The 23,260-nt window shown below is 71.2% G+C and carries 22 protein-coding genes; 8 read left to right on the plus strand and 14 right to left on the minus strand.

From position 1 onward, the window contains the following. Positions 1-11: 11 nt before the first annotated feature. The 3 genes from thrC to ACIQID_RS07765 form a co-directional block, all read right to left on the minus strand. On the minus strand, positions 12-1,415 hold the full coding sequence (thrC, locus tag ACIQID_RS07755) for a threonine synthase (protein ID WP_312673691.1): 1,404 nt from the start codon (positions 1,413-1,415) through the stop codon (positions 12-14). A 75-nt stretch (positions 1,416-1,490) separates the two neighbouring features. Continuing rightward, entirely contained in the window at positions 1,491-2,093 is a 603-nt protein-coding gene (locus ACIQID_RS07760; RefSeq protein WP_025104505.1) for a response regulator transcription factor, read from the minus strand. Next, positions 2,090-3,283 (minus strand): sensor histidine kinase, encoded by a 1,194-nt coding sequence (locus ACIQID_RS07765; protein WP_400283520.1) that lies wholly within the window; start codon positions 3,281-3,283, stop codon positions 2,090-2,092. The genes ACIQID_RS07760 and ACIQID_RS07765 overlap by 4 nt, the downstream gene beginning before the upstream one ends. Before the next feature lie 157 nt (positions 3,284-3,440). Between ACIQID_RS07765 and ACIQID_RS07770 the strand changes: the two genes are divergently transcribed. Beyond that, positions 3,441-3,983: a small multidrug efflux protein gene (locus tag ACIQID_RS07770; protein WP_400283523.1), complete on the plus strand. Its 543-nt coding sequence runs from the start codon at positions 3,441-3,443 to the stop codon at positions 3,981-3,983. Positions 3,984-4,020: 37 nt separating this feature from the next. After that, entirely contained in the window at positions 4,021-4,923 is a 903-nt protein-coding gene (locus ACIQID_RS07775) for an arginase family protein (RefSeq protein ID WP_400283526.1), read from the plus strand. Positions 4,924-4,947: 24 nt separating this feature from the next. Here the strand turns inward: ACIQID_RS07775 and ACIQID_RS07780 are convergent, their stop codons facing one another. Both ACIQID_RS07780 and ACIQID_RS07785 read right to left on the minus strand, forming a co-directional pair. Beyond that, positions 4,948-6,240 carry a hemolysin family protein gene (locus tag ACIQID_RS07780; protein WP_312673701.1) on the minus strand — a complete coding sequence of 431 codons (1,293 nt, stop codon included), beginning with the start codon at positions 6,238-6,240 and terminating at the stop codon, positions 4,948-4,950. Positions 6,241-6,334: 94 nt separating this feature from the next. Further along, a complete protein-coding gene (locus ACIQID_RS07785; RefSeq protein WP_400283529.1) occupies positions 6,335-7,354 on the minus strand; it encodes a TerC family protein in 1,020 nt (339 codons plus the stop codon). 354 nt (positions 7,355-7,708) lie between these two features. Here ACIQID_RS07785 and aspS point away from each other — a divergent pair, with 354 nt between their 5' ends. Further along, positions 7,709-9,010, plus strand: a complete 1,302-nt coding sequence (gene aspS / locus ACIQID_RS07790; RefSeq protein ID WP_400283532.1) for an aspartate--tRNA(Asn) ligase — start codon at positions 7,709-7,711, stop codon at positions 9,008-9,010. Positions 9,011-9,069: 59 nt separating this feature from the next. Here aspS and ACIQID_RS07795 read toward each other — a convergent pair whose 3' ends face one another. The 3 genes from ACIQID_RS07795 to ACIQID_RS07805 form a co-directional block, all read right to left on the minus strand. After that, positions 9,070-9,717 (minus strand): GntR family transcriptional regulator, encoded by a 648-nt coding sequence (locus tag ACIQID_RS07795; protein WP_312673705.1) that lies wholly within the window; start codon positions 9,715-9,717, stop codon positions 9,070-9,072. 120 nt (positions 9,718-9,837) lie between these two features. After that, positions 9,838-10,860, minus strand: coding sequence for an NADP-dependent oxidoreductase (locus ACIQID_RS07800; protein ID WP_312673707.1), 1,023 nt, complete (start codon positions 10,858-10,860; stop codon positions 9,838-9,840). Positions 10,861-10,901: 41 nt separating this feature from the next. After that, entirely contained in the window at positions 10,902-11,291 is a 390-nt protein-coding gene (locus ACIQID_RS07805) for a DUF1304 domain-containing protein (RefSeq protein WP_292788237.1), read from the minus strand. Between the two features lie 99 nt (positions 11,292-11,390). Here ACIQID_RS07805 and ACIQID_RS07810 point away from each other — a divergent pair, with 99 nt between their 5' ends. Next, positions 11,391-11,984, plus strand: a complete 594-nt coding sequence (locus tag ACIQID_RS07810) for a TetR/AcrR family transcriptional regulator (RefSeq protein ID WP_400283537.1) — start codon at positions 11,391-11,393, stop codon at positions 11,982-11,984. Between the two features lie 60 nt (positions 11,985-12,044). Here ACIQID_RS07810 and ACIQID_RS07815 read toward each other — a convergent pair whose 3' ends face one another. Beyond that, entirely contained in the window at positions 12,045-13,091 is a 1,047-nt protein-coding gene (locus ACIQID_RS07815; protein WP_400283540.1) for an NAD(P)-dependent alcohol dehydrogenase, read from the minus strand. Positions 13,092-13,352: 261 nt separating this feature from the next. Here ACIQID_RS07815 and ACIQID_RS07820 point away from each other — a divergent pair, with 261 nt between their 5' ends. The 3 genes from ACIQID_RS07820 to hrpB all read left to right on the plus strand — a co-directional run bounded on the left by ACIQID_RS07820 (position 13,353) and on the right by hrpB (position 18,194). Continuing rightward, positions 13,353-13,781, plus strand: coding sequence for a MarR family winged helix-turn-helix transcriptional regulator (locus tag ACIQID_RS07820; protein ID WP_025104537.1), 429 nt, complete (start codon positions 13,353-13,355; stop codon positions 13,779-13,781). Between the two features lie 171 nt (positions 13,782-13,952). Beyond that, positions 13,953-15,563 carry an SPFH domain-containing protein gene (locus ACIQID_RS07825; RefSeq protein ID WP_400283543.1) on the plus strand — a complete coding sequence of 537 codons (1,611 nt, stop codon included), beginning with the start codon at positions 13,953-13,955 and terminating at the stop codon, positions 15,561-15,563. Between the two features lie 75 nt (positions 15,564-15,638). After that, positions 15,639-18,194: an ATP-dependent helicase HrpB gene (gene hrpB / locus ACIQID_RS07830; RefSeq protein ID WP_400283546.1), complete on the plus strand. Its 2,556-nt coding sequence runs from the start codon at positions 15,639-15,641 to the stop codon at positions 18,192-18,194. A 21-nt stretch (positions 18,195-18,215) separates the two neighbouring features. Here hrpB and ACIQID_RS07835 read toward each other — a convergent pair whose 3' ends face one another. The 5 genes from ACIQID_RS07835 to ACIQID_RS07855 all read right to left on the minus strand — a co-directional run bounded on the left by ACIQID_RS07835 (position 18,216) and on the right by ACIQID_RS07855 (position 22,731). Then, on the minus strand, positions 18,216-18,950 hold the full coding sequence (locus ACIQID_RS07835; protein WP_102208010.1) for an ABC transporter permease: 735 nt from the start codon (positions 18,948-18,950) through the stop codon (positions 18,216-18,218). Continuing rightward, positions 18,947-19,732, minus strand: a complete 786-nt coding sequence (locus ACIQID_RS07840; RefSeq protein ID WP_400283550.1) for an ABC transporter ATP-binding protein — start codon at positions 19,730-19,732, stop codon at positions 18,947-18,949. Before ACIQID_RS07840 ends, ACIQID_RS07835 begins: the two co-directional genes overlap by 4 nt. 57 nt (positions 19,733-19,789) lie before the next feature. Continuing rightward, on the minus strand, positions 19,790-20,386 hold the full coding sequence (locus tag ACIQID_RS07845) for a TetR family transcriptional regulator (RefSeq protein WP_312673717.1): 597 nt from the start codon (positions 20,384-20,386) through the stop codon (positions 19,790-19,792). Between the two features lie 10 nt (positions 20,387-20,396). After that, on the minus strand, positions 20,397-21,137 hold the full coding sequence (locus tag ACIQID_RS07850; RefSeq protein ID WP_400283554.1) for an AAA family ATPase: 741 nt from the start codon (positions 21,135-21,137) through the stop codon (positions 20,397-20,399). 100 nt (positions 21,138-21,237) lie between these two features. Beyond that, positions 21,238-22,731, minus strand: coding sequence for an L-serine ammonia-lyase, iron-sulfur-dependent, subunit alpha (locus tag ACIQID_RS07855; protein ID WP_400283557.1), 1,494 nt, complete (start codon positions 22,729-22,731; stop codon positions 21,238-21,240). 136 nt (positions 22,732-22,867) lie between these two features. On the opposite strand from ACIQID_RS07855, the gene ACIQID_RS07860 reads away from it, so the two are divergent. Beyond that, complete coding sequence (locus ACIQID_RS07860; protein WP_136051307.1) at positions 22,868-23,140, plus strand: hypothetical protein; 273 nt, start codon at positions 22,868-22,870, stop codon at positions 23,138-23,140. The last annotated feature ends 120 nt before the right edge of the window (positions 23,141-23,260 follow it).

A 23,260-nucleotide genomic window follows, 5' to 3' on the forward strand; every position in this document is an offset into this window, starting at 1 on the left:
GGTCTCGCGGGTCAGTGGAGGGCGTTCTCCTCGATGAAGGCGCGGAGGGAGTTCTCGTCGTCGGGCATCTCGGTCACGTGCTGGGGGGCGTCGAGCATGGCGCGCAGCTCGGGGGCGTACGCCAGCTCGACCCCGATGGCCTCGTGGATGGTCTCGGCGAACTTCTCGGGCTTGGCCGTCTCCAGCACCAGCATCGGCACTCCGGGCTCGACATACTCCCGCGCGACCTTCACCCCGTCGGCGGTGTGCGGGTCGATCACCTCGCCCGAGGCCTCGTACACGTCGCGGATGGTCGCGAGCCGGTCCTCGTGGGTCGAGGTGCCGCTCACGATGCCGAACTCCTCGGTGAAGCGCGGCTGCTCGGCCGAGAAGTCGAAGAAGCCCTGGGCCTCCAGATCGTCCCAGGCTCCGACGACGCGCGCCGGATCGCGGTCGACGAGCTCGAAGATGAAGCGCTCGAGGTTCGAGGCCTTCGAGATGTCCATCGAGGGGCTCGAGGTCGCGAGCGTCTGGGCAGCGCTGCGGGGACGGTACACCCCCGTGCGGAAGAACTCGTCGAGCACGTTGTTCTCGTTCGCGGCCAGGACGAGGCGCCGGATCGGCAGTCCCATCTGCTTCGCGAAGAAACCGGAGAGGATGTTGCCGAAGTTCCCGGAGGGGACGGTGAACGACACCTCGGTCCACCCGCCGGCATCGGTCGCCCGCAGCCACGCCCAGAAGTAGTAGACCGTCTGCGCGGTGATGCGGGCGAGGTTGATCGAGTTCACGGCGCCCAGGTGCTGAGCGCGCTTGAAGTCGAGGTCGCCGGCGAGCTTCTTCACGAGGTTCTGGCAGTCATCGAAGACGCCCTCCACCGCGATGTTGTGCACGTTCGCGTCGTCGAGCGAGAACATCTGCGCCCGCTGGAACGCGCTCATCCGGCCCTGCGGCGACAGCATGAACACCGCGACGCGCTCCTTGCCGCGCAGGGCGTGCTCCGCGGCCGAGCCGGTGTCACCCGACGTGGCACCGAGGATGTTGAGGACCGAGCCCTGGCGCTCGAGCGTGTACTCCAGCACCTGCCCGAGGAACTGCATGGCCATGTCCTTGAACGCCAGCGTCGGGCCCTCGGAGAGGCCGACCAGCGTGAGGTCGTCGTCCACGCGACGCAGCGGGACGACGCCGTCCGGGAAGTCCGCGTACGCCGCCGCCGTCATCCGGGCGAGATCCTCCCGCGGGATGTCCGTCGCGAAGAGGCCGAGCACCTCGGTCGCGAGCTGCGGATAGGTCAGGGCCCGCCAGCGCTCGAGCGTCTCGCCGTCGACCTCGGGCATGACGTCGGGGACGGCCAGGCCACCGTCGGGCGCCAGGCCCTCCAGCAGCGTCTCGCTGAACGACTGCGGCTGCATACCGCCGCGGGTGGAGATGAACGGCACGTGTGCTCCTCGGCTCGGGACTCGGCGCCTCCATTCTCGCAGGCCGCGGCCCTCGGAACGGACGCGTGACGATGCTCAGATCCAGCCGCGCTCCTCGGCGACGAGCACGGCCTGCTGACGGGTGCTCACCGAGAGCTTCCCGAGGATGACGGAGATGTGGTTGCGCACCGTCCCCGGCGCCAGCGCGAGCGCCCGCGCGATCTGCCCCGTGGTCTCCCCTCGACGCCCGGCGCGGAGCACATCCAGTTCCCGATCGGTGAGCGGCGACCGCTCGTCGCTCAGCGCATCCGCGGCGATCTCCGGATCGACGTACCGGGCGCCGGCCGCGACGCGGCGGATGATCGCGGCGAGCTCGTCCGCACCTCGCGACTTGGGCACGAACCCGGAGACGCCGGAGGCGAGCGCCCGTCGGAGCACCCCGGGGCGGGCGTGCCGGGTGACGACGATGCAGCGGGTGGCGATCGTGCGGTTGAGCCTCTCGGCGACCTGCACGCCGTCGAGTCCCGGCATCTCGAGATCGAGCAGGCACACGTCGGGTTCGAGCCGGACGGCGGCGGCGACGGCCTCCTCGCCGTCCGCGCACTCCGCGACGACGTCGATGTCGGCTTCCAGACGCAGCAGGGCGGCGAGCGCGGAGCGGATCATGCCCTCGTCGTCGGCGAGCAGCACCCGGATCATCGGACGATCTCCGCGCGCGCGGGCACGGTGACCGTCACGACGAACTCGTCGGCATCACGCCGCTGCTCGTACGTGCCGCCCGCCTCGCCGATCCGCCGGCGGACGCCGTCGAGCCCGGAGCCGCCCGCCCCGTCTTCGGACGCGGGGTCCGTGTCGTTGGCGACCTCGTACCGCCAGGCGTCCGCCGTCCGGTCGAGGATCAGGCGCGCGTGACCACCGCGTCCGTGTCGCAGCACGTTCGTGGTCGTCTCCCGGATCACCGGGCCGAGGTCGGCCGCGGGCGCCGCGTCCGCATCGGGATGGATCCGCGCCTCCACCGTCAGTCCTGCCGCCACGAGCAGGTCTCGGGCGTTCGCCAGCTCGTCGCCGAGGGGCACGGACCGGAACCGCGTGGCGAGATCCCTGGTGCCCTGTCGCGCGTCGTCCACACTCGCCCTGGCGGCGCGGAGCTGCTCCATCCCGGCGGCCGGGTCGGTCGGCAGCAGGCGCTCCGCCAGTTCGAGCTGCAGCGCGATCACCTGGAGGTGATGCCCCTGGAGGTCGTGCACGTCGGTCGCCACGCGCAGGCGCTCCTGCGTCGCCGCCAGTCGCGCCTCGGACGCGCGCGCCCGATCGAGGGCCACGAGCACGTCCCACCACCACAGCGAGCTCACGGTCATCCCGGGGAGCATGACTCCGTAGAGCACCGGCACCCACGCCGGAATCCCGGAGCCGAAGGTCGTGGTCGAGTCGAGCAGCGCGAGAGCGACGAGCACGACCGTCGCCGCCACGGCCACGCGCACCCGGATCCCGCGGGGCCAGCTCACCAGCACGAAGACCTGCACCACGGGCATCGCGGCGAGCTGCCAGCTGCCGACCAAAGCCCCCGCCGCGCCGCCGTAGATCACGGCGACGACGGTCGGCACGGCCAGCCGCACCCAGCCCACCCCGGGGCCGGCGTCGACGCGATGACGGTAGTCGACCAGCAGCAGGACGGTCGACGCCGCCCAGAGCACGCCCCCGACCCCCACGACGAGCAGCGCGACGCCCGAGCGATCCAGCGCCACGGCGATGCCCAGCCAGGCGGCCACCAGCATGAGCTCGATGAAGATCACCCCGCCGACCGTGTACCACCAGGTGGCGGCGATGCCCCGCGCGAGCTGGCGGGCACCGGGACCGGGATCGGAGAGGGCGGGGGAAGGACTGCTCACGCTCCCCACGATAGAGGCGTGACACATGTCACGGGATCCGGGTGCGAACCGCACGGAGAGCGGTGACGCGGCGGCACTGCCGCCTCGGGCCGCCATCGACTGGACTGGGGTCATCGCGACGGAGAGACCGTCCGCACCGACACCCGGAGCCTCCCCCATGAACCTCATCGAGACCTTCCAGAACCTCGTCGCCCAGGTCCCCGACCTCGTCCAGCCGCTCATCGTCGCCCTCGCCGGGGCGGTCCCGTTCGTCGAGGGCGAGGGCGCTGCGAGCATCGGCATCCTCGGCGGCATCCCGCCCGTGGTCGCGGCCATCGCCGCGATGATCGGCAACTTCCTCTGCGTCGCGATCCTGGTGCTCGCCAGCGCGGGCGCCCGCCGGGCCATCGTGGACCGCTCGCGGGCGAAGCAGCCGGTGACGGTGGGCGGCGGGACGAGCCTGGAGGCCGACGGCGTCCCGGTGGAGACCGGACGCGGGTCCGCCCGCCGCGAGAAGTTCCAGCGCGCGTTCGAGCGCTACGGCGTCCCCGGGGTGAGCCTGCTGGGACCGCTGCTGCTGCCGACGCACTTCACCGCCACCATGCTCGCCGCGTCCGGCATCGGCAAGGGGCGCATCCTCGTGTGGCAGGCCGTCGCGATCATCGGCTGGACGACCGTCATCGCGGTGATCGTCGGCAGCGCCGTCTACGCCATCCGCTGAGCCTCGAGATGTCGGACGCCCGGTGCAGGATGAGCGCATGATCACACTGCTGTCGGCCCCCAGCAATCTCGGCCTGCGCCCTCCGGAGCGCGGCAGCGTGCCCGGCTCCGCGAAGGCGCCGGAGGCGTTTCGCGAAGCGGGGCTGTTCCGGCGCTTCACCGACCGGGGCGCGAGCGACGGCGGCATCGTCCTGGCCGGGCGCTACGTGGACGACGACGCCACGCGGCCCGCGGGCCGAGTACGCAACGAGGCCGCTTTCGTCGACCACTCCCTCCGCCTGGCGGCGCGCATCGGGGAGGTCCTCGACGAGGGCCGCGCCCCGCTCGTGATCGGCGGCGACTGCGGCATCCTCGTCGGCGCCGGGATCGCCGTGAAGCGCCGTGGAGGCGCGGGCCTCGTGCACATCGACGGACACACCGACTTCCGCCACCCGGGCAACAGCGACGAGTGCGCGAGCGTGGCCGGCGAAGCGCTGGCGGCCGCGGTCGGCGAGCACTGGCCGGCGATCGCCGACATCGACGGACTCGCGCCGTACTTCTCCGCCACCCGCACGGCTCACATCGGGCACCGCGACGACGACGAGGAGCAGGCGGAGGTCCGCGGCCTCCTCGCCCGCGTCACGCCGGCGGCCGACGTCCTGGCACGAGGAGCCGACGCGGTCGCGGCTGAGACCGCCGCGTCCGCCGGCGGGCGCTACTGGTTGCAGCTCGACGTCGACGTGCTCGACCCGTCGGTGATGCCCGCCGTCGACAGCCCGGATCCGGGCGGCCTCGGTGCCGCAGAGCTCACCGCCCTCCTGCGCGCCCTCGCCCCGCAGGCGATCGGGGCGAGCATCACCGTGTTCGACCCGGACCTCGATCCGGACGGCCGCTACGCCCGGCTCCTGGCCGAGGTGCTGGGCGACGGACTGCGTGAGCTGGGCAGCGGAACACGCGACTGACGCGCCCCGCCGCCCGGCAGTCCGTCAGTCCTCGACGCCCCGCTCGGCTCCCGGATCGGTGTGCATCGAGACGCGCACGCGTGCGATGCGGCGGCGATCGATCTCGACCACCTGGATCGTCGCGCCCGGCACCTCGACGGTGTCGCCGACGACGGCGAGCCGTCCGAGCTGCTCCGTGACGAATCCGGCGATCGTGTCCGAGGAACCGCGTGGCATCGCGAGCCCCGTCGCCTCCTCGAAGTCCTGCAGGTTGAGGCGCCCGTCCAGTCCGTCGTCGGCGGAGAGGAAGACCTCGGCGTCGTACTCGTCGAAGATCTCGCCGACGACCTCCTCCACGAGGTCCTCCAGGGTCACGAGACCGTCGGTGCCGCCGTACTCGTCCACGACGACGGCGATGTGGTGTCCCTCGGCCCGCATCCGGGTGAGGGTGGGCAGCACCCCCGCCGTCGACGGGATGTACGGGATGTCGCGGACGAGCCCCTGCAGCGGGCGCTCCGGGTCGTCCGCCGCGGCCTCGAAGAGGTCGCGCACATGCACGAAGCCGGTGATGTCGTCGATCGACGTCTGCGACACCGGGTACCGGGAGTAGGGCAGCTCACGCACCTGCTCGACCGCCGACCCGACCGTGGCAGCCTCGTCGAGCGCCACGACCTCCGGTCGCGGGCGCATGACCTCGCTCACCTGGCGCCCACGCAGCGAGAGCACGTCGTCGAGGATGCGGCGCTCGTCGTCGGGGAGGCCCTGGTGGGTCGCCACGATGTCGCGCACCTCCTCATCGGTGAGCTCGTCGCTCGTCTTGTGCGGATCGCCGCCGAGCACGCGGACGAGGGCGTTCGTGGAGACCGACAGCAGCCAGATCACCGGGCGCATGACGGTCGCGAAGCCGTTCAGGGCCGGTGCCACCGCGTACGCGAACTGCGCGTTGCGCTGGATCGCCAGCCGCTTCGGCACGAGCTCGCCGAGCACGAGCGACAGGTACGCGATGATGAGCGTCAGCACGATCGTGGCGAGCGTCATCGCGAGCGGAGGCGCGACGCCCCAGCCCTCCAGCAGCGGCGCGACGGACGGCGCGATCGAGGTCGCCCCGTAGGCGGCGGACGCGAAGCCCGCCACGGTCACGCCGATCTGCACCGCCGAGAGGAAGGTGTTGGGGTTGCGGGCCAGGGCGGCGACCTTCGCTCCGCGACGGCCGCGGGCGGCGATCGCGTTGAGCTGGCTCTCGCGCAGCGTGACCAGCGCCATCTCCGTCGCAGCGAAGACACCGCCGATCAGCACGAAGAGCAGGACGAGGGCGATGTTCCAGAGCAGATCGCCCATCAGCGGGCGACCTCCTCGGTGTCGGGGTGAGCACCCGGGATGAACCGGGTGCTCGTACTGTCAGAGTCCGAAGAGTCAGAACAGCGCTGCGCGCTCAAGAGTGCTCCTTGTCGATGGTGGGGGTGGAATCGGTCGAGGAAGAGACGGAGTTGCCGTGTCGGCGCGTCTTCATCAGGCTCGCGACGGTGGCGACCGCGATGGTCGCGGCGATGAAGAGCAGCGAGAACCAGATCGGGATCTCGGGCGCCCACAGCATCGGCTCACCGCCGTTGATGAACGGCACCTCGTTGACGTGCAGGGCGTGCAGCACGAGCTTCACACCGATGAACGCGAGGATGACGGCGAGGCCCTGAGCCAGGTAGACCAGGCGCTCGAGCAGTCCGCCGATGAGGAAGTAGAGCTGCCGCAGCCCCATCAGGGCGAACGCGTTCGCGGTGAACACGATGTACGCCTGGTCGGTGAGGCCGTAGATGGCGGGGATCGAGTCGACGGCAAAGACGAGGTCGATGAAGCCGATCGCGATGATCGTCAGCAGCATCGGCGTGACGTAGCGCTTGCCCTTCTGGACGACCGTGAGCCTGTCGCCGTTGTACTCCTCGCTGACGGGGAGGTGGCGGCGGACGAACGTCATGAAGCGGCCGTTCGCGGGGTTGCTCTCGTGGCTGCTGAACGCCTGCCGGTACGCGAGGAAGAGCAGCAGCGCGCCGAAGACGTAGAAGATCCAGGAGAAGTTCTCGATGAGGGTCGCACCGACGGCGATGAAGATGCCGCGGAGGATCAGCGCGATCACGATGCCGATCATCAGCACCTTCTGCTGATAGATCTTCGGCACCGCGAAGCCCGTCATCACGATGAGGAACACGAAGAGGTTGTCGATCGACAGCGCCTTCTCGGTGAGGTAGCCGGCGAAGTACTCGCCGCCGTAGATCCAGCCGGACACCATGCCGATGCCCACGCCGAAGAGCAGCGCGAGGCTGATGTAGAAGATCGACCAGCGTGCGGACTCGCCGATGCTCGGCTCGTGCGGCTTGCGGACGTGCGCGAAGAACTCGTACACGAAGAACGCGATGGTGACCGCGATCGTGATGACCCAGATCAAGGGGGTGATTTCCAACGGGTACTCCAGACTCGGGCGTGACGGAACAGCGCCAAAGTCTTCCCCATCCCGAGCGGGACCGGTAGGCCGGGATGCAGACGCATCCGTAATGACGACCCGACCGTGTCGGAGTACTCCCCTTGGATAATCCAGGGTACGAGACGGCACCCGAGCGATTCTGTGGATCTGCCGAGAACACCCCTAGACTGGACGCGGCGACCGCCGGGGCGTGACGACCCCCGGCCTCCGGGCAGGCGGTCCCCGCGCGTCCGGCGTACCGACGAGAGGCCGGCTTCTCACCGGCGAAGGTGTGGTGGCACCGCGATCTGGCCCCCGCCCACACCTCCAGGGCTCCCATGACCTGGAGGAGAAATGAGATCACCCGACCCCGCCCGCACTCTCGCCGCGGAGCTCGTGCACATCGTCCCCGGCCGCCGCGTCACGCTGCTCGGCCACGTCCATCGGCGGAGGGAGCTCGCCACCGTCGCGTTCCTGATCGTCCGCGACCGCTCCGGACTCGCGCAGGTCGTGGTCCGGCCCGCCGAGCATCCAGCGGACGGCCTCCCTCCGGAGGAGACCGTGGTCCGCGTGACGGGGACCGTCGCCGCGAACCCGCAGGCCCCCGGCGGCGTCGAGATCGTCGACCCGCAGATCGAGAGCCTGTCGGAGCCGGCCGCACCGCCGGTCGTGGAGCTGTGGCGTCCGACGCTCGAGACGAGCCTGCCGACACTGCTCGACCACGCGGCGGTGACCTGGCGCCACCCCGCACGCCGTGCGACCTGGCAGATCGCCGCGGCGAGCGTGCGTGCGTTCCGCCGGGTGCTCGACGCCGCGGACTTCACCGAGGTGCAGACCCCGAAGATCGTCGACACCGTGACCGAGTCGGGCGCGAACGTGTTCCCCGTCGACTACTTCGGCAGGACCGGGTACCTCGCGCAGAGCCCGCAGTTCTACAAGCAGCAGCTCGTCGGCGTGTTCGAACGCGTCTACGAGGTGGGGCCCGTCTTCCGCGCCGAACCGCACGACACCGTGCGGCACCTGTCGGAGTACGTGTCGCTGGACGTCGAGGTGGGGTTCATCCGCGACCACCGCGACGTCCTGCGCCTCCTCGGCGCCGTGCTGCGCGGCATGCTCGACGGCATCCGCGCCGACGCGGCGGACGAGCTCGCGCTGCTCGACGTGACGCTCCCCGTCATCCCCGAGGACATCCCCGTCGTGCACTTCCGCGACGCGCTGCGCCGGGTCGGTGCTCCGGCCGACGAGCCCGACCTCTCCCCGGCGCACGAGCGCGCACTCGGGGCGTGGGCGAAGGAGGAGTTCGGCAGCGACGTGCTGGCCGTCGAGGGCTACCCGATGCGCAAGCGCCCGTTCTACACGCATCCGCAGGCTGACGACGCGGAGGGGAGCAACAGCTTCGACCTCCTGTTCCGCGGTCTGGAGCTCGTGACCGGCGGACAGCGGCTGCATCGGCACAGCGAGGTCGTCGCCGCGATCGAGGCGCGAGGCGAATCGCCCGCGACGTACGCCGGCTACCTGGAGGCGTTCGCGCACGGGATGCCTCCGCACGGCGGGTTCGCCATCGGACTGGAGCGCTGGGTGGGCCGACTGGTCGAGGCGGCCAACGTCCGCGAGGTGACGCTGTTCCCGCGCGACGTCCATCGCCTCACGCCGTAGCGCCGAGACGCGACGAGGGCGACCGCGGTGTGCGGTCGCCCTCGTTCGTCAGCGGTCGATCACTCCGAGATCTCGGCCAGTCCCGACTGCTCGGCCCGATCGATGATCGCCGGGAGCGTGTCGTCGAAGAAGCTCACCAGCACGGCGCGGGTCTTGACCGCGTCACGCTCCGACGTCGCCTCGCGGATCGCGACGACGAACTCCTCGACGGCGGACCAGTCCACGGCGTCCTTCGCGTGCTGGGTGAACCGACGGATCTGCGGGCCGAGGCGCTCGATGGAGTTGGCGCGCGTGACGTTGCCCTCGATCCGGGCGAAACCCGTCGCCGCGCTGCGGAGCGCCGCGCCGAACGCGATGATGTCCCGCGCCTGCACGGACGCCGCCATGTCGTCGGCCAGCTCGACGAGGTAGGCCACATCGTCGTCCTGGATCACCGGCATGACGTGACGGACCGAGCCGATCCAGATGTCGCCGAACAGGTCGACGGCGTTGCGCACCCGCTCCAGATCGATCGGAGCCACGCGGGTGTACCGGTTGCGCTGCATCTCGACGAGGCCGTTGTCGGCCAGGCGGTCGAGGGCATGACGGATCGGCGTCTTCGAGGTGCCGAGGCGTTCGGCGAGCTCGTAGTCGCGGAGGCGCTCACCGGGCTGGAGTTCGCCGCTGATGATCGCATCCTGCAGGCGCACGAAAGCCTCGTCGCTCATCGACCGGCGTTCGAGGGGGCCGCCAGAGAGTGTCACACTGCCTCCAGTGGGGGTCATGGAGAGTGAAGTTCTACGTCTCAAGCAATATATCTCAAATGCACTGGCGGCCCGCTGCGGACGTCAGGCGGAGGGCGTGACGCGCACGAGCATCTTCCCCGTGTTGGCCCCGCGCATCATGTCGAGGAACGCGTCGACCGTGTTCTCGATCCCGTCGACGATGGTCTCGTCGTAGGCGATCCGCCCTTCCGCGAACCAGCGGGTCATCTTCTCGCTGAACTCCGGCGACAGGTGCAGGTACGAGGCCAGCGTGAAGCCCTGGAGCCGGAGCCCGCGCGTGATGATGTTCGCCATGTTGTCGGGCCCGGGCACACGCTCGGTGGTGTTGTAGCTCGTGATGGCGCCGCACAGCGCGATCCGGCCACCGTCGTTCATCACGTCGAGCGCGGCTTCGAGGTGGTCGCCGCCGACGTTGTCGAAGAACACGTCGACGCCCTCGGGCGCGAGGGCGGCGAGCTGCTCGCGCACCGGGCCGTCCTTATAGTTGAACGCCGCGTCGTAGCCGTACTTCTCGGTCAGCAGGGCGACCTTCTCGGGCGAGCCCGCCGAGCCGATGACGCGGCCCGCGCCGAGGAGCTTAGCGATCTGACCGACAGCCGTGCCGACGGCACCGGCGGCGCCGGAGACGAACACGGTGTCGCCCGCGGCGAGTCCGGCGATCGCGGTGAGACCGACGTAGGCGGTCAGGCCGGTCATGCCGAGGATGTGCAGGCGCAGCGACAGCGGCATGCCGGGCACCTCGGGCACGGCGCGGAAGGTCGACGCGTCCGCCTGCACGACATCGCTCCAGCCGTGCTGGTGCAGCACGACCGTGCCGACGGGGAGGTCATCCGCCGCAGAGGCGACGACCCGGCCGATGGCGCCACCCGCGATGACCTCGTCGAGGGCGTAGGGGGCGACGTAGCTGCGGACGTCGTTCATCCGCCCGCGCATGTAGGGGTCGACGGAGACGAACTCGTTCGCCACGCGCACCTCCCCCGGCGCCGGATCGCTCAGCTCGACCTCGACGGTGCGGAAGTCGTCGTGGGTCGGCCACCCCTCGGGGCGGCGGGCGAGCTGGATCTGGGTGCTGATGGCGTGGGACATTTCTCTCCTTCGTGAGGATCTGGGGGGTGCTGCGGCCGGACTCAGACGAGGAGGCCGATGGCGAGCGCGATGACGCCGAGCGCCGGGATGACGCCCTGCTTCAGCGCGGCGGACGCCTTGTCGGGACTCGACAGCAGCAGCACGAGGCTCGCGGCGACCATCGATCCGGCGCCGGTGAAAACGAGGGTCGCGCCGACGGCCGTCGCTCCCGTGGCGAAGAGGACGATGCCGAGGAGGACGGCGATCGCGAGGAACAGGTTGTAGAAGCCCTGGTTGAAGGCGAGCTCCTTCTGTCGTGCGGCCTCCTCCGCCGTGCCGGTGCCGAACGTGCGGCGAGCGCGCGCGCTGGTCCAGGCGAACGACTCCAGCCAGAAGATGTAGACGTGCACGAGCGCCGCGACGCCGGTGAGCACGAGTCCTGCGATGACCATGGCGGTCCCCCCTTCGACGCGGCGGGGCCGCGCATTCTGTATCGGTCATTCCAATATATACTGGATCAAGCGATTCACAAAAGGGCAGGAGCAGGGCGGATGGGGCGCACACAGACCTTCGATACCGCAGAGGCGGTCCGCGCGGCACGGGGCGTGTTCTGGGAGCGCGGCTTCGAGAGCGCGCCCTTGCCGGAGCTCGAGCGCGCGACCGGCCTCAGCCGCTCCAGCATCTATCACGCCTTCGGCTCCAAGCGCGGACTCTTCGACGCCGCCGTCGAGAGCTACCTGGACGAGGTCATCCGCCCGCGCCTCGCCCCGTTGACGGGCGAGGTCGTGGCACCGGAGGCCCTGGAGACCTATCTCGGTGGACTGCGTGCGGCCCTGCTGACGACAGGCAGCCTCCCGGCGACGAGCGGCTGCCTGCTGGTCAACACCGCCGCCGCCCCCATCGGCACCGACGACGCGGTCGCCCGGGTCGTGGCGTCCTATCGCGCGGAGCTCCGCGCAGCGTTCGCCCGCGGCATCCGGGCCGCTCTCCCCGAGCTGGCGGGAACGGAGGTCGACACCCTGGCGGACGCCTGTACGGGTCTGGTGGTCTCCGCCTTCGCCCTCGTGCGCGTGGCCCCCGACGCGGCGGCGAGCGCGATCGATGCGGCGCTCGCCCTCCTCGCCGACCGGCGACGCCGCGGCTGAGGGCGCACCGAGACGACGAACGCCCGGGAGGTGATCCCTCCCGGGCGTTCGAGGCCGACGTCAGGGGACGATGACGGCGCGTCCGCGGATGCTGTTCGACGCGAGGTCTTCGTACGCCTTCGGGCCGTCGTCGAGCGTGTAGCTCTCGGTCTGGACGTGGATCTTGCCGACGCGGGCGAGGTCCAGCACCTCGATCAGCTCGGCGCGCGAGCCCCAGTAGGGGATGCGCACGGCCGCGTCATAGGCGATCGAGCCGAAGCCGAGGGTCATGCTGCCTCCGCCGATGCCCACGATCGTGATGTCGGCCTCGAGTGCGGCCACGCTCTGCGCCAGGGCGATCGTCGGGTTCGCGCCGACGAAGTCGAACACCGCATTCGCGCCGAGACCGCCGGTGAGCTCGCGGATCTTCTCGGCCGCCGATGCGTCGCTGATCAGCACGTGATCCGCGCCGACTTCGGTGGCGAGCTTCAGCTTCTCGTCGTTCACGTCCAGCGCGATGACCGTGGCACCCGAGATGGCCTTGAGGATCTGGATGCCGACGTGGCCGAGCCCGCCGGTGCCGATCACGACCGCGACCGTGCCGGCGCCGAGCTTCGGAAGCGAGTTCTTGATCGCGTGGTACGGGGTGAGGCCCGCGTCGGTCAGCGAGACGTTCTGCACGGGGTCGAGGTCCCCGAGCGGCACGAGGTGGCGCGCATCGTCGACGATCATGTACTCCGCCATCGAGCCCTGGCTGCCCAGGCCCGGAGGACGGATGCCCTCGGCCGCGGCGTTCGTGCAGTAGTTCTCCTTGCCCATCGAACAGTTGTGGCAGCGGCCACAGCCCCACGGCCCGTAGACGGCCACGGCGTCCCCGACCTTCAGCGTCGAGTCGACACCCTCGCCGATCTCATGCACGATGCCGGCGCCTTCGTGCCCGAGCGTCAGCGGGAGCGGGTAGCCCTGCTCGTGGTAGTCCTTCTCGGGGAGCCCCATGACGTAGTCGTCGGAGTGGCAGACACCACCCGCGGTGATCTTGAGCAGGACCTGACCGGGGCCGGGCTGCGGAATCGGGATGTCGACCACCACGGGGGGCTTGCCGATCTCGACGTAGCGGAGAGCTTTCATGAGCATCTTCTTCCTGGCGTTCGAGAGGTCTGCCGCGCGGTGCGGAGGCGGGGGCTCTCGAAACCGTCCCCTCCAGTATCCGCCCGATTCATCGTGATGAAACCGTTGCATTCGTTACCTCGCCGTTATACAGTGATCGCACGGTGAATGTTTGCTGTGGCATCCACCGCATGTGATTGCAGGACACTCTTGGTGCAAGGGACAAGGGCCGGTCGGGAGCCTCTCCGACCGGCCCTTTACTGCGCCCGGTACTCTGTGAGGATGACCGATCGGAAGCTCGCGCTGGAGGCCTGGGAAAGCCTCTTCCGCGCGCAGCACGAACTGTTCACCGAGATGGCGGCGGACTTCGACACCGGCGATATCACCCAGGCCGAGTACGACGTACTGCTCACGGTGACGCGCTCGCCGGAGATGACAGCGCGGCTGCGCGACATCACCGCCAACATGCTCATCAGCCAGCCGAGCGTCTCCCGCCTCGTCGACCGGATGGTGACCCGGGGGCTGGTCGCGAAATGCGCCGACCCGGACGACGGCCGCGGCGCCCTGATCCGCGCGACGGACGAGGGTGCCCGGGCGTTCCGTGCGCTCGCCACGGTGCACGGCCGGTCGATCGCCGACCGGATGTCACGCCTCGACGACGAGGAGCTGCGCCTGCTGCGCGACCTCGCGGAGAAGCTCCGCACCCGCTGACCGCTCCCGTTCTCCACAGTCGCCGCGGTCGGTGGCGTCTCCACCGACGACGGGATCATGACGGCCGCGACGGTGGCGGGCGTCGCTTTTCTGGCAGGGTGGGTTGCGCACGCCCACATCGACCGTGGGCATATCGGACCGCCCCCTCGGGGGGAACCAGGGAGGTCATCCATGGAGATCGCCGGAATCATCGGCATCCTCACCATCGTCGGGATCGCGGTCGTCGCCGCGATCGTCGTCCTGCTGATCCTGCTGCTGTTCGCGCGCAGCTGGATCAAGGTCGCTCGTGCCGACGAAGCGCTCGTCATCTCCGGACGCAAGCAGAAGGTGCAGCGTGCCGTCATCGGCGCCGACGGCACCAGCAGCTCGGAGATGTCGGAATCGCCCGTCACGGTCATCGTGAACGGGAAGTCGCTCGTCAACCCGATCACCCAGCGCCACGAGATCATCTCCCTCCGGTCGCGGCAGGTGTCGCTCAACGCCGAGGCGCAGTCGCTCGACAACGTGACCCTCAACGTCGACGGCGTCGCGATCGTGAAGATCGGCTCCGACCCGCTGCTGGTGCGCCGGGCCGCCGAGCGCTTCGCCTCCCAGGACAAGGCCATCGAGCAGTTCACCACCGAGCAGCTCGAGGGAGCCCTGCGCGGCATCGTCGCGACGCTCTCCGTCGTGGAGCTCATGCGGGAGCGCAAGAAGTTCTCCGACCAGATCGCCGCCGATGTCTCCCAGGAGCTCGCCGAGCAGGGCCTCATCCTCGACTCCTTCCAGATCAAGGGCATCACCGACAAGGTCGGCTACATCCAGTCCCTCGGCGCCCCGGAGATCCAGGCGAAGCGTCAGGCCGCGGAGATCTCGCAGACCAACGCCGACCGCGCGATCAACCAGAAGAACATCGCCAACCAGGAGGCGAACCTCGTCGAGCAGACCGCGCTCGACACGAACACCGCCAACGCCAACGCCGGCATCGGCCGCGCACGTGCCGAGGCGGAGCAGGCCGAGCAGCTCGCCCGCGCCCAGGCCGAGCAGGCCGTGCTGCAGCAGCAGGCCGAGAACAAGCAGGCGCAGCTCGACGCCGACGTCAAGCGCGTCGCGGACGCGCAGCGGTACGAGGCGGAGACCCGCGCCCAGGCCGAGCTCTACACGCGCGAGCGCGCGGCCGAGGCGGCGGCGATCGAGCAGGTCAAGCAGGCCGAGGCGCGCACGCGCATCGCCGAGCAGCAGGCGCAGGCCGACAAGGCGCGCGCCGACGGTGAGGCGGCGGCCGCGATCGCGAAGGCCACCGGTGACGCCGACGCGCTGCGCGCCCAGGCCGAGGCGGAGTCCGAAGCCCGTCGCCTGCGCGCCAACGCCGAGGCCGAGGCGATCCGCGCCGAGGGTGAGGCCCGAGCAGCCGCGGTCGAGGCCGAGGCCAAGGCCATCGCCTCCAACCAGGACGCGTTCCTCTCGCAGCGCGTGCTGGAAGTGCTGCCGTCGATCATGTCGGAGTTCGCCAAGGGCTACGCCGCGATCGGCAGCGTCTCGATCGTCGGGGGGTCCGCCGAGGACGGCGCGTCGAATGTCGTCGGCGCCGACAGCGCGAAGGCGATGCGCTCGGTGTTCGACAGCGTGCACTCCGCGACCGGCCTCGACCTCGCCGGCATCATCCAGGGGCAGGCCGTCGGCCGCGGTTTCGGAGCGGGCGTCGCCGAGGCGTCGGCTCCCGCGCCCACCCCCCGCGTCTCGACGCCGACCACCCCGCCGCCGCCCGCTCCCGCGGCTCCCGCGGCTCCCGCGGCGGAGTAGTCGACACCCCACAGCGGATGCCGCGACCGACACGGCCGCGGCATCCGCTGTCTCACGACCGGGCAGACTGGACGGATGACGCGCGCCGCCTTCGACCTCGCCACCATCGGCGCCGGTCTGTCTTTCGCGGGCGCGCTCGACGAGCTCTCCGCAGCCCTCGACGTGAGCGGATCCGTGGTCGTGACCGCGCCGCCCGGCACGGGCAAGACGACTCTCGTGCCACCGCTTCTCGCCTCACGAAGCACCGGTCGCGTGATCGTCACCCAGCCGCGCCGAGTCGCCGCGCGCGCCGCCGCGCGTCGCTTGGCGTACCTCGACGGCTCCCCGCTCGGCTCCCGGGTGGGCTTCACCGTCCGCGGCGAGCGCACCGCCGGGCCCGACACCAGGGTCGAGTTCGTCACGGCCGGAGTCCTGCTGAGACGGATGCTCGACGACCCGGGACTCGACGGCGTCAGTGCGGTCATCATCGACGAGGTGCACGAACGGGCCCTCGAGACCGATCTCCTCATCGGCCTGCTCTCCGAAGTGCGCGAGCTGCGGGACGACCTCGTCGTCATCGCGATGTCCGCCACCCTCGACGCCGACCGGATCGCCGCGGTCATCGGCACCGAGGAGACTCCTGCGCCGATCGTCGACCACGATGTCCCGGCGTTCCCCCTCACCGAACGCTGGGCACCGAGTCCCCTGCCCCGCCTCGACGAGCGGGGCGTCACCCGGGGATTCCTCGACCACGTCGCCGGCGTCACCGCATCCGCAGCCGCCGAGCTGGTCCGTGCGGACCCCGAAGCCGACGTGCTGGTCTTCGCCCCCGGGGCCCGCGAGGTGTCGGAGATCGCCCGACGCGTCCGCTCGCTGAACGGCGTCTTCGACGTGCGGGAGCTGCACGGCCAGATCTCCCCCGCCGAGCAGGACGCCGTGATCCGCGGTCGGGCGCCGCAAGAGCCTCCCCGCATCATCGTCACCACCTCCCTCGCCGAGTCGTCTCTCACGGTGCCAGGGGTGCGATTGGTCGTGGACAGCTGTCTGGCACGGCAGCCGCAGCGCGACGCCGCCCGCGGGATGACCGGTCTGGTCACCACCGCCGCCTCCCGTTCCTCCTGTGTGCAGCGTGCCGGGCGCGCGACCCGCCAGGGCCCCGGCACCGTCGTCCGCTGCGTCGACGAGCGCACGTACGCTGCGGCTCCCGCGCGTCCATCCCCGGAGATCGCCACGGCCGACCTCACCGACGCCGCCCTCCTCCTCGCGTGCTGGGGTGCGCCCGGCGGTGCGGGGCTGCGCATGATCGAACCGCTGCGAGCCGACCGCCTCGCCGAGGCCGTCGCCGTGCTCCGCGCTCTCGGGGCGATCGACGACGACGGTCGAGCGACGGAAGAAGGCCGCGCGCTGGCACGCATCCCCACGGATCCGCGGCTGGCCAGAGCGCTGCGGGACGGCAGTCCCGTGGTGGGGAGCCGGCTCGCGGCCGAGGTCGTGGCTCTTCTCGGCGGGGACCAGCGGGTCCCGGATGCCGACGTCGCCCACGCTCTCGTCGCGTTGCGCGGAGGGGGGACGGCCGAGGCCCGGCGGTGGCGCGAGGACGCGCGCCGTCTGGAACGCCTGGTCGCTCCGGCACCGGACACCCGCGCCGGTCTCGACGGCGTCGGTCTCCTCATCGCGCTGGCCTTCCCCGAGCGCGTCGCGCACCGCGTCGAACGCACCGGGTCGGGAGCGACCTTCCTGTTGGCGTCCGGCAGCCGGGCCGGTGTCAGCGGCCCTCTGGCCGCGTCGGAATGGCTCGCCGTGGCCGACGTGGCCCGAGCCTCGTCCCGGGCGGCAGCCGGCTCCGGTGCGGTCATCCGCTCCGCAGCGGTACTCACCGAGGAGCAGATGGAGCGGGCGTCGGGCCCTCTGATGACCGACCGTGTCGAGGCCGAGTTCGTCGGAGGTCGGGTGCAGGCCCGCCGCGAACGCCGGATCGGTGCGATCCTGCGGTCATCGGTGCCGGTGCGCGCCGCGGCCTCGGAAGGCCGGGACGCCGTGGGCCGAGCACTCCGACGCGACGGCCTCGGCATGTTCACGTGGCCCGATGGTGCGGACGCCCTGCGCCGCCGACTCGCACTGCTGCGACGCGAGCTCGGCGATCCCTGGCCCGATGTGTCGGACGCCGGTCTGCTCGCATCGCTCGACGCCTGGCTGGCACCGGAGCTCGACGCGCTGGCATCCGGCACCCCCGTCGGCCGGCTGGACCTCACGTCCGCCCTTCGCCGTCTGCTGCCCTGGCCCGAAGCCGTGCACCTGGATGCGCTCGCCCCGGAACGGCTCGAGGTGCCCAGCGGCTCCCGCGTGCGCATCACCTACCCGGAACCCGACGGGGATCCGACCGCACGCCCGGTCGTCGCGGTGAAGCTGCAGGAATGCTTCGGGTGGGCGGAGACTCCCCGGCTGGTGGACGGCCGCGTCCCCGTGCTCTTCCATCTGCTGTCCCCGGCGGGGCGGCCGCTCGCCGTCACCGACGACCTCGCCTCGTTCTGGTCCGGCCCCTATGCCCAGGTGCGCGCCGAGATGCGCGGCCGCTATCCCCGGCACCCCTGGCCGGAAGATCCCTGGGCCGCGGCGCCGACCAAGCACACCAAGAACCGCGCCGCTCGCTGACCCGCGCTCCCGGATCGCTGCTCAGCGCGTGCGCCGCCGCAGCGTGAGGGCGGCGAGCACCAGAGCGCCGACGGCGAAGGCCACGACGATGAGCAGCGGGCCGAACACGTCCCCGCCCTCGTCTCCCGCCGCGACCGCGTTGATCGTGTCGATCGCGTAGCTGAGCGGCAGCCAGTCGGAGATGGCGTACAGCACGTCGGGCATCTGGTCCCGCGGCATGAACAGACCGCCGAGGATGATCTGCGGGAACACCAGCAACGGCATGAACTGCACCGCCTGGAACTCGGTCTGGGCGAACGCACTCGCCAGGAGCCCCAGCGCCGTGCCGAGCAGGGCGTCGACCACCGCGACGAGACCCAGCTGCCACAGCGGTCCGTCCACGTCGAGCCCGCACACCCCGACCGCGAACGAGACCGTGATCACCGCCTGCAGCACCGCCATCAGCCCGAACGCGAGCGCGTACCCGAGGATGAAGTCGGCCTTCTCGAGCGGCGTGGTCATCAGCCGTTCGAGCGTGCCGGAACGGCGTTCGCGCAAGGTGGTGATCGACGTGATGAGGAACATCACGATGAACGGGAACAGCGCCAGGATCGCACCACCGAACTGATCGAACACACCGTCCTGCTCGCTGAACAGCCAGGCGAAGAGACCGACGAGCAGGCTCGGGGCGATGAGCATCAGGGCGATGGACCGCGGGTCGTGCCGCAGTTGCGTGAGCACACGGCCGGCGGTCGCGAACAGCCGGCGGCCGTTCATGTCCCATCCTCCTCCCGGCGTTCCTGCGCTTCTCGGCGTGCGCGCCGGGAGGACGCGGCGCCGGCGGCCCTGTCCCGTTCGATGAGCGCCAGGAACGCGGCCTCGGCGTCGGTCGTGCCGGTGTCGGCGAGCAGGGACGACGGCGTGGTGTCGGCGATGATCCTCCCCTCCCGCATCAGCAGCAGCCGATCGCAGCGCACCGCCTCGTCCATCACGTGGCTCGAGACGATGAGTGTGACGCCCCGGTCGGCCAGCCGGCGGAACAGGGTCCAGAGCTCCGCGCGCAGCACGGGGTCGAGGCCGACGGTCGGCTCATCCAGCACGATGAGCTCGGGCGCGCCGATCAACGCGACCGCCAGCGAGACCCGCGTCGCCTGGCCGCCGCTCAGCGCATCGACGAGCTGCGCCGCCTGCGCGCCGAGACCGACCTCCTGGATGACCCGGTCGACATCACCCTTCGGCGCTTTCAGGAGCGACGCGAAGTAGGCGAGATTCTGCCGCACGCTGAGATCGCCGTAGACCGAGGCGCCCTGCGTGCCGTACGCGACACGATGCCGCAGCCGGCGGGACCCGCCCGGCTCACCGAGAACGGTCACGTCGCCGGAGGCGATCCGCTGCACACCGACGATCGACCGCATGAGCGTGGTCTTGCCGCACCCCGAGGGGCCGAGGAGACCCGTGATCTGGCCGCGGGGCACGGCGAGGTCGATGCCGTCGAACACGGACACGGCCCCACGCCGCACGCGGAGCTGCGTGATCTCGACGGCCGCATTATTCATCATGCGATGAATAATGCGCCTCCCCTCATCGGGCGTCAACGGCTCTCGCCGCGGGGAGCGTCAGTCGAAGAGGTAGCGCTGGACGGTGGGGCCGACGCGGCGGACGAGCTCGTCGACGGAGGCGCCGGCGAGCGCGGGAAGCTGCAGGACGTAGCGGCCGATGAGCATGCCGGCCATCTGCGACGCGACGAGTGCGGCGCGGAGGTCGGCGTCCTGCACATCGAGGCGGCGCGCCACACGGGAGAGCAGTTCGCGGGAGAGGAACCCGGCGAGCAGGGGCGTCGTCAGTCTGCTCCCGATCGCCGTGCGCAGGAGGAGCACGCCGCGGCGGCGCACGTCGGGCTTCTCGAAGGCGTCGAGCACATAGCGCACGAGCCGCGCCCCCGCCTCGGCCTTCGGCCCCTCGAGGATCTCCGGGACGTCGAGGTCGGGGCGCAACGGGATCCCGGCGGCCTCGGCGAACAGGTCGGCCTTGGTGCCGAAGTAGTGGTGGACGAGCGCGGAGTCGACCCCGGCGCGGGCGGCGATCGATCGCACGGTCGCGCCGTCGTACCCCTGCGCCCCGAACTCGTCGACGGCGGCGGACACGATGCGCTCGCGGGAGTCGGTGCCGCCGCGCGGGCGCCCGCGTCGTCTCGGCGCCTTCTGCTCGGTCATGCCCGTCAGCCTACGGCTCCGCGGATCCTCGCTCACCGAGCAGATGCCGAAGATACCGCTGCGGCTGCCCGAGGAACGAGCGCCAGTGATTCACGATCTCGAGGTCCTCCCAGGCGGCCGGGCGGATCCCCCACTCCCCGACCTCCAGGATGGCGGCGCCAGGAAGCGCCGCGAGCACCGGGGAGTGCGTGGCGCACAGCACCTGGCCGCCCTCGTCGGCGATGCGCTGCAGCACCGCGATCAGCGTGAGAGTCGAATGGAACGACAGCGCGGCCTCCGGCTCGTCCAGGCAGTAGAACCCCGGATCATCGAAGCGGCTGTCGAGCAGGGCGAGGAACGACTCCCCATGGCTCATCTCGTGGAAGGGCACGTCGCCGCGCAGGGAGGGGTTCTCCTCGAGATACGTGTAGAACGAGTGCATCGTCTCCGCCCGCAGGAAGAACCCCCAGCGGTGCGCCCCGACGCCACGCTGGAGGCGCAGCCAGTCCGACAGCGGCGACTCGCTCGGGCGCGTCCGGTGGTGCGCCTGGCGGGATCCGCCTTCCGGGGAGAGACCGTACGCGATCGCGACGCCCTCGACGAGGGTGGACTTCCCGCTGCCGTTCTCGCCGACGAGGAAGGTCACTCCTGGTCCCAGATCCAGTCCCTCGCGCAGCACCTGGGCGACCGCGGGGATGTTCGTCGGCCACGTCCCGTCCGGGATCGGCGCCTCCTCGTTCGGCCGCACCGCGACGACCGGCTGCTGCCGCATGCGCCTCTCCCTCCTCCGTCGGCCCGCCCCTCTGTGTGCCTGCCACCCCTCTCCGTACGCACGCAGCGGGCCGGGGCGCGCGAAAGGGGGGTCGGCGAGGTCAGCACTCGATGACGTTCACCGCCAGACCGCCCTCGCTGGTCTCCTTGTACTTCGTCGACATGTCGAGCCCCGTCTGGCGCATCGTCTCGACGACGGCATCGAGCGACACGTAGTGGCTGCCGTCGCCCCGGAGCGCCAGACGGGCGGCGGTGACGGCGGTCGAGGCGGCGATCGCGTTGCGCTCGATGCACGGGATCTGCACGAGTCCCCCGATCGGGTCGCACGTGAGGCCGAGGTGGTGCTCCATCGCGATCTCCGCGGCGTTCTCGATCTGCCGGTTCGTGCCGCCCATCACCGCGGTGAGCCCGCCCGCGGCCATCGCGCACGCGGAGCCGACCTCGGCCTGACACCCGCCTTCGGCGCCGGAGATCGAGGCGTTGGCCTTGAACAGCGAACCGAGCGCGGTGGCCGTCAACAGGAACCTGCGGATGCCCCGGCGGCGGTTCGCCTCGGCGATCTCCTCATCCGCCCCGTCGAGCGCGGGAGGGGACGGCGGGGCGCCGTCGAACCCGAGCAGCGCACTGCCGACGAGCTCCCCGTACGGCGTCACCGCGTTCCCGGCGCCGAGTCCCGAGTCGGCGAGGAAGCGCCACCAGTACATCGCCACCGCCGGGAGGATGCCCGCCGCGCCGTTGGTCGGGGCCGTCACGACGCGACCGCCCGCCGCGTTCTCCTCGTTCACGGCGAGTGCGAACGCGCCGAGCCACTCGCCGGGCAGCTCGCGGTGCCCGTCGGCTTCGACCGCCTCGAGCTGCGCGCGGATCGTGCCGGCGCGGCGCTTGACCTGGAGCATGCCCGGGAGGACGCCGTCGGCGTGCAGACCGGCGTCCACGCAACCCGACATCGCATCCCAGATCGCGTCGAGGCCGGCGGCGACCTCCTCCTCGCTCCGCAGCGCGGTCTCGTTGCGGCGGGCGACCTCGGCGATGGACAGTCCGAGGTCATCGCACACCGCGAGGAGCGAGGCGGCATCGGCGTAGGGATGCGGGAAGGCGCCGGTCGCGAGGTGCGCCTCCTCCCCCTCGCGCCGGATGAAACCGCCGCCGATCGAGTAGTACGTCTGCTCGAACAGGGTGGTCCCGTCGCCGTCGCGGGCGATGAGCGTCATGGCGTTCGGGTGTCCGGGGAGTCGCGTCCGAGGCGCGAACACGATGTCGTCCTTCCGGAACGGCACCGCATGGGCGCCGTCGATCCGCAGCGGCTCCCCCTCGGGGTAGGCGGACCACGCCGCGCGGACGTCCGCCGGGTCGCACGTCTCGGGCGCGAGACCGCGGAGCCCCGCGACCACCGCGTCCGGGGTGCCGTGGCCGATCCCGGTGGCGCCGAGCGAGCCGTACAGCGTGCACTCGACGCGGCCGACGCGGTCGAGCTCGCCGGAGGCGGAGAGCTGCCGCGCGAAGTCGAGCGCGGCGCGCATCGGTCCGACGGTGTGCGAGCTGGACGGGCCGACGCCGATGGAGAAGAGGTCGAAGGCCGAGACGTACGCAGTCACCCCTCCAGGCTACGCCGAGTTCGGGATTCCGGTTCACCGCGATTAACCGCGCGGCTGGCGGGTCCGCGTCAAGGCCCTTCATCTCCCGGAGAGGCGGAGGCAGGCTGAGGGGACGACATCGCAGAAAGGGACGATCATGACCGACAGCACTCCCGAACCGACCGCGAACGACGAGCTCTCGCCCGAGGCGCAGACTCCCACCCCGACCCCGGCCTCCGACACCACGGAGGGTGAGGCGACGACGCCGGCGCAGGCGGACTCCCCCGAGGACGCGGACCCTGCCGAGGTGCCGAGCACCGAGGAGCTGGAAGAGCCCAGCACCGAGAAGTCCCCCGGCGAGGAGCCGAAGGCCCCGAAGCGCGACGACCCCGAGCCTGACCACGAGGCGGTCGGCCTCGGCGTCGACTGACCCCATCCGCGAGACCCCGCTTTCGCGGGGGGGCCCCCCCCCCCCCCCGGGGGGGGGGGGGGGGGGGGCCGCGCCAGCGGGGGGTGGGGGCCACGACAAGCCGGGCGTGGCGGGGGGGTG

Origin of the sequence: Microbacterium sp. NPDC091676, from assembly GCF_044756645.1 — a bacterium.
GTDB classification, from domain to species: Bacteria; Actinomycetota; Actinomycetes; order Actinomycetales; family Microbacteriaceae; genus Microbacterium; species Microbacterium paraoxydans_D.